Below are 6218 nucleotides of genomic sequence, written 5' to 3'. Positions count from 1 at the left end.
AGTATAGACCAAGTAATTTTATATTAGATGATTTAAGTTTAAAGTATATTATTGAGAAAATTGATTCAAATAAATATATTAAACATGTATCTGAAACACTTGATTACTATTTTCATATTTCAATTGGTAAAATAGTAATTCTAATAATAATTTTATTTATATTTATGGTAATAAACAAAAAGATTCTTCCATTTTTGACTAAATTGTTTAATAAAAAATTATCAAAAGAGATAAAAACATTAAATATCTCAATTCTTGATATTATTCCTGATAGTTTTAGAATAACAATGTCTTTAGTTGTTTATCTTTTTGCAATTCAAGTATCTTTACTTCTTTTAATAGAAGATCCAATATTAATTAATAAATTAACACCTTGGTTTAATACAACTTATTTAGCTTTATTTAGTTTTATGTTTTATAGAATTTTAACTAACTATATAAATGAATCATCAGATAAAATCTTCAACCAATATCCAAATATGAGAAAAGAGATGGTTGATTTTATATTAAGAATTATAAAGATTCTTATTTTAATTTTTGTTGTTCTATTTTTACTGGTTCAATTAGGTTTTGATATTAAAGCAATTATTGCTTCACTTGGTATTGGTGGTATCGCCGTTGCACTTGCAGCAAAAGATACATTGACAAACTTCTTTGGTTCATTAAATATCATTACTGATAATTCATTTTCTCAAGGAGATTGGATAAAAGCTGGAAATGTAGAAGGAACAGTTGTAGATATAAGAATGAGAACTACAAGAATTAGAACTTTTGATAATGGTATGATTACTATTCCAAATGCAGAACTTGCAAATCTAGCTATTTTAAACTGGTCAAAAAGAGTTATTGGAAGAAGAATAATGATGACTATAAATATCACATATAGTAGTAAAATGAGTGATATTGAAAATCTAGTTGTAGATATAAGAGAGATGTTACAAGAACATCAAAATATTGCAACAGCAAGATTAAATATAGACAAAAAACCTTATTTACTAAAAAAAGAGGATTTAATAGGAATTAAAAATAATCTATTAGTATATATTGACAAATATGCAAGTAGTTCTGTTGATATTTTAGTTTATTGTTTTAGTAGAAGTCCTGATTGGGAAGATTGGCTTGAAACAAAACAAGATGTGATTATTCAAATTTCTAAATTAGTTGAAAAAAATAATTGTGAATTTGCATTCCCTACTCAAACTTTATATCTTGAAAATCAGCAGGCTTAATGCCTACTGATTATCTTATCTTATAAAAAAACAAAATTGTTTTTATGTCCATGTGTATGATTATGCCCATGGCTATGATTTTGACTATCATGATTTTCTAAAATTTTATTAATTTTATCTTCACCAATAGCTTCAAATTTACCATTTTTAATTTTCTCAAGAACTTGAGGTAACTCTATTCTTTCATCTCCTGCATAAAAGAACTCAAAGTTTTTACTTTTTGCAAGATTATATGGATTTCTACCAATATCTTTAACAATTAATTTTGTAACTTTATTTTCAAATAACCAATTCATAACACCTTTACCACAAGTGTTTTCATTTCTTTTTACTTCAAGATTTTCACCATCATAAAAACCAAAATATTTTGCTTTACAAAAAGATGGTGCCATAGCACTATTTTCTTTATTTGTTTTTAACGCGAATGCATACATTTTAAAATTCCTCTTTTATTTTTTCTACATTTTTTAAACAAAATCTATATGAAATATAGATAATGAAAGGCCAAACCATTAACCAAATCAATGAATTAGTATAATCCACCATATTTACCTCCTAGTAATTATGTGCGTCTTTTGCTGTAATCTCTTCTTTTGTAATTTTTGTTTTGTCCATTTGATACCACGCATAAGTAATATATGCAAGAACAAAAGGAACAAGTAAAGATACATAACTCATCACTGTAAGTGTATATTTACTTCCTGAACTATTTTCTATTGTTAAAGAACTTTGTAAATCAAAAGTTGAAGGATAATAAGAAGTATTATTAAAACCTACATTTATAAACAGTGCCATAACTGTCAAAACTGTTCCAATACCAGCTACTTTGATACAAGTAATTTTTTTTCTTTCTATAGTATTAAACACAGCAATTATCACTAATGCTATTCCTAAAACAAAACAAATACCAACAATTGGCATTTGCAAGAAGTTGTTTAAATATTTATATTTTTCCAAAGAAACATATCCATTTTCATTATAAGAAAATCCACTTTTTGTAAATAAAAAGTACAAGAAATTAAGGAAAAATACCAAAAAAATAATCATATCTATTTTTATAGATTTAATACTTCTTTTTAATATTATTTCATTATTAATATTATTAATAAAATACATTGCACCAAGAATTCTTACTAAAAAAACTAAAGATACACCAAGCAAAACATTAAATGGATTAGAAAGAGCTTCTAATCCTCTTAAACTTGTCTGCCATAATGAAAAATTTCTTTCATCAACAAAAAATTCAGAACCACTAAAAAAAGTTGCAATAGCAACACCCAATAAAAATACACCCAAACTTCCATTTATATATAAAAATGTCTCATAAACTCTTTGACCAAAAAAGTTATTTGGTTTTTTTCTATATTCGTAACTAACTGCTTGAATTATAAAACAAAACAAAATACTCATCCATACCCAATAAGCTCCACCAAAACTTGTAGAATAAAAAAGTGGGAAAGCAGCAAATAAACCACCACCAAAAAGTACTAAAGTTGTAAAACCTAGCTCCCATTTTCTACCTAAAGAGTTAACAAGCATTGTTTTTAATATTTCATCATTTTTTGATACTTTTCCTAATATCATCTGTCCACCTTGAACAAACATCATAAAAGCAAAAAGACCACCAAGAAGTGAAATAATAATCCACCAATACTGTTGTAATTGTAAATATGTTAAATTTTCAAACATTAGTAACCTCCATTTGGACCTATATTTATCTGCTTAGTCATTATTTTTATTTCTGCTATTAGTAATGAAGTAAATAAAACTGCAAATAACCAAAAAGTAATTTGTACATTTACACTTGAAATATTAGTAGCTGCAATTTTAACTGGCATCAAATCTTGAATTGCCCAAGGTTGTCTTCCAACTTCTGCTACAATCCAACCTGCTTCTGCTGCTATATATCCAAGAGGAATCGAGTATAAACTTGCATATAACCAAAACTTTTGTTTGGCAATATCTTTTTTTAATAATAAAAATAAAACTACTACAAACAACAAAATAAACCATATTCCCAAACTTACCATTATATGAAATGAGTAAAAAGTCAAAGCAATAGGAGGAAGAATATCTTTTGGATTATCTAAATATCCATATCCAAAATAATCTTCATAAGTTTCAAATACAAATTTTGCATTATTTGCTTTTTGATCTAGATTTTTCGATTTATAATCTTTGTAATCTTTAAAAGCATTTACTGCAATTTTTCCTTTTTTAATCTTATCTTCTGCACTTTCTATATTGTATTTTTCATTTCCATAAACTAAATCTTTCAAACCAGGAACATATGCTAAAATATCATGATAAGCTAAAAATGATAGAGCATAGGGAATCTCAAAATAAGAAGAAAATGTATCTTTATTATTATCTACTTTTTTATTACTATTTAAAAGTCCAAAAGCAACTATTCCAGCTTCTTTTTTACCTTCATACAAACCTTCCATTGCTGCAAGTTTTACAGGTTGTTTTAAAGCAACTTGATGAGCTGATTCATCACCAGTAACTGATAAAAATATTGAAACAATAAGACCAAATGATGCTGCAATTAGCATTGATGATTTTGCAAAAGCTATATTTCTACCTTTTAATAAATACCAAGAACTAATACCCAATACAAATAATGATGCAATAACATATCCACTTCCAACTGTATGTAAGAATTTACTAACTGCAACAGGTGATAATGCAACATCTGCAAAATTTGCCATTTCATTTCTTACTGTATCTATATTAAATTTCATTCCAACAGGATATTGCATCCAACCATTAGCAATCAAAATCCATAATGCACTCAAATTTGAACCAATAGCAACAAGCCAAGTTGATAAAAGATGAAATCCTTTTGATACTTTATTCCAACCAAAAAACATTACTGCAAAGAATGTTGATTCTAAAAAGAATGCCAAAATTCCTTCTATTGCTAAAGGAGCACCAAAAATATCACCAACAAACCAACTATAATTTGCCCAGTTTGTACCAAATTCAAATTCCATAATAATTCCAGTTGCAACTCCAATTGCAAAATTAATTGCAAATAAACCCATCCAAAATTTCGTCATTTTTTTATATTTTTCTTTATTGGTCTTTACATAAATAGTCTCCATTATTGCAACTATAAAAGATAATCCCAATGTTAAAGGAACAAATAAAAAATGGTATATTGCTGTAAGTGCAAACTGTGCTCTACTATAATCTATTAGCATGTCATCCATCTATTTCCCTTTTGTTAAATTTGTAAATATAAAATTCTGTTTTTCTTTATTGGTTTTAAACTTGCTATTTAAACTATTGTCATAAACAAAATAATTTAAAACTATAAAAATTACTAATAACTTTATAATTACGATTTTCCATAAGCTTTTACCTAATGTAAGGTTTTTAAAGCCATCACGATATAAAGAGAAAATTTTTGAAACTATATTCATCTCTTCTCCTTTTTTCTGACATATGTTCATAATTTTAACACTTTTATGAACATATGTCAATAATTTTATGGAAAAATTATAAAATTTTTGTTAATATATAATATTATTTTTAAGGAATAAAATGGCTAGAGATAAAAACCAAAGAGAACTAAACTTTAAACCCCTATTTAAAGAGTTTGGCCAAACACAAATTGAGAACAATGAAAAGATTACTCTTTTACATGAAGAGATTGAAGCAATTTATCTTATTGATTTATTAGGTTTATATCAAGAAGATGCAGCAAAAAAAATGAATGTTTCAAGACCTACTTTTTCAAGAATAATAAAAAATGCAAGACAAAAAGTTGCAAATTGTTTAATTGGTGGAGCTAAGTTATCAATTCATGATCAAAAAGATAGTTATATGGTCGCACTATGTAGCGATAGTGAAGATGAACTTATAAATGTAACAGCTCAAGGGAAATATATACTTATATATGAAATAAGAGACAACAATTATAAATTTATAACTAGTATTGAAAATCCTGTATATTTTGAGAGTAAAAAACCAGGTATGGTTTTGCCTAATGTGTTTGTAGAAAAAAATATAAACTTCTTCATAACAACAGAAATTGGAGCAGGATTAAAAAACTCTTTATTATCAAAAGGCATATACTCAATATTAAAGAAAAAAATAGTTTTTGAAGATTTAGCAAATATCCCAATATAAAGGAACAAAATGAATAATTATAAAAATAAAATTAAAACTCCTCTACTTGCAACAGATGGCATAATTAAACTTTATGATGAAAATGAATTATTTAGAGGAATAATTTTAATAGAAAGAAAAAATCCTCCTTATGGATTTGCTATTCCAGGAGGTTTTGTTGATGTTGGAGAAAAAGTAGAAGATGCATTAAAAAGAGAAATGAAAGAAGAAGTTACATTAGATGTTAAAATAGAAAAGCTTTTAGGTGTATATTCAGATCCAACAAGAGATGAAAGATTTCACACTGTATCTTGTACATATATATGCAAAGCATATGGTACTCCAAAAGCAGATGATGATGCAAAAAATTTACAAATATATAAACTTGATGAAATTCCTTTTGAAAGCCTTGCATTTGACCATGCAAAAATATTAAAAGATTTTTTATTAGAAGAAGCAAATATAAAATAGAAAGCTTCTCTTAAGTAGTTTATACATAAAATTAATAAAAAGGATTTGTATATGGAAAATATAGATAAAATAATAGTTTTAACAATAGTATTTTTTTCAGCATTTATAACATGGAAAGTAATAAAAGATTTCTATATTACAAAATTCAATAAAATTTTTGCTCATTTAATAGCAATTGTTACTGCATCATTTATGCTTTTATCAATAATGTTTTTGTTTATTCCTAAAAATTATCAAAGAGGACAAACAGCAGAAGTTGATCTTAATTTTAACTCTTTAGCTATCTCGTTTGCAATGATAGCAATTATTTATATATTGTTTAAATATATCCCTTCTAAAAACAAATAATTTAAAAATTATATTTTTATATATAATTTATAGTCAATTTAATCTTCTTATTAA

8 protein-coding genes are annotated in these 6218 nt (G+C 25.6%); 4 read left to right on the top strand and 4 right to left on the bottom strand.

Translation table 11 applies throughout. From position 1 onward, the window contains the following. Positions 1 to 1229: mechanosensitive ion channel family protein (locus tag CRU93_RS02315; protein ID WP_164967603.1), on the top strand; the 1229-nt coding region annotated here is incomplete at its 5' end. Between the two features lie 20 nt (positions 1230 to 1249). Here CRU93_RS02315 and CRU93_RS02310 read toward each other — a convergent pair. From CRU93_RS02310 to CRU93_RS02295, 4 genes are all read right to left on the bottom strand, one after another. After that, the gene (locus CRU93_RS02310) at positions 1250 to 1663 is read right to left on the bottom strand and encodes a NifB/NifX family molybdenum-iron cluster-binding protein (RefSeq protein WP_129102566.1); all 414 of its coding nucleotides are present in this window, start codon (positions 1661 to 1663) and stop codon (positions 1250 to 1252) included. Positions 1664 to 1784: 121 nt separating this feature from the next. Beyond that, complete coding sequence (gene cydB / locus CRU93_RS02305) at positions 1785 to 2918, bottom strand: cytochrome d ubiquinol oxidase subunit II (protein WP_129102565.1); 1134 nt, start codon at positions 2916 to 2918, stop codon at positions 1785 to 1787. After that, positions 2918 to 4444, bottom strand: a complete 1527-nt coding sequence (locus tag CRU93_RS02300) for a cytochrome ubiquinol oxidase subunit I (protein ID WP_129102564.1) — start codon at positions 4442 to 4444, stop codon at positions 2918 to 2920. The genes cydB and CRU93_RS02300 overlap by 1 nt, the downstream gene beginning before the upstream one ends. Further along, on the bottom strand, positions 4445 to 4657 hold the full coding sequence (locus CRU93_RS02295; protein WP_129102563.1) for a DUF4492 domain-containing protein: 213 nt from the start codon (positions 4655 to 4657) through the stop codon (positions 4445 to 4447). Positions 4658 to 4778: 121 nt separating this feature from the next. On the opposite strand from CRU93_RS02295, the gene CRU93_RS02290 reads away from it, so the two are divergent. The 3 genes from CRU93_RS02290 to CRU93_RS02280 are packed head-to-tail and all read left to right on the top strand — an operon-like array spanning position 4779 to position 6164. Further along, entirely contained in the window at positions 4779 to 5366 is a 588-nt protein-coding gene (locus CRU93_RS02290; protein ID WP_129102562.1) for a DUF134 domain-containing protein, read from the top strand. Positions 5367 to 5375: 9 nt separating this feature from the next. Further along, positions 5376 to 5816, top strand: coding sequence for an NUDIX hydrolase (locus CRU93_RS02285; protein WP_129102561.1), 441 nt, complete (start codon positions 5376 to 5378; stop codon positions 5814 to 5816). Between the two features lie 51 nt (positions 5817 to 5867). Beyond that, a complete protein-coding gene (locus CRU93_RS02280; RefSeq protein ID WP_129102560.1) occupies positions 5868 to 6164 on the top strand; it encodes a hypothetical protein in 297 nt (98 codons plus the stop codon). Positions 6165 to 6218: the final 54 nt, after the last annotated feature.

This window comes from Arcobacter sp. CECT 8985, from assembly GCF_004116495.1.
Classification (GTDB): Bacteria; Campylobacterota; Campylobacteria; order Campylobacterales; family Arcobacteraceae; genus Malaciobacter.
The sequence above is the reverse complement of the archived record's forward strand: the minus strand, read 5'-3'. Positions and strand labels throughout refer to the sequence as shown.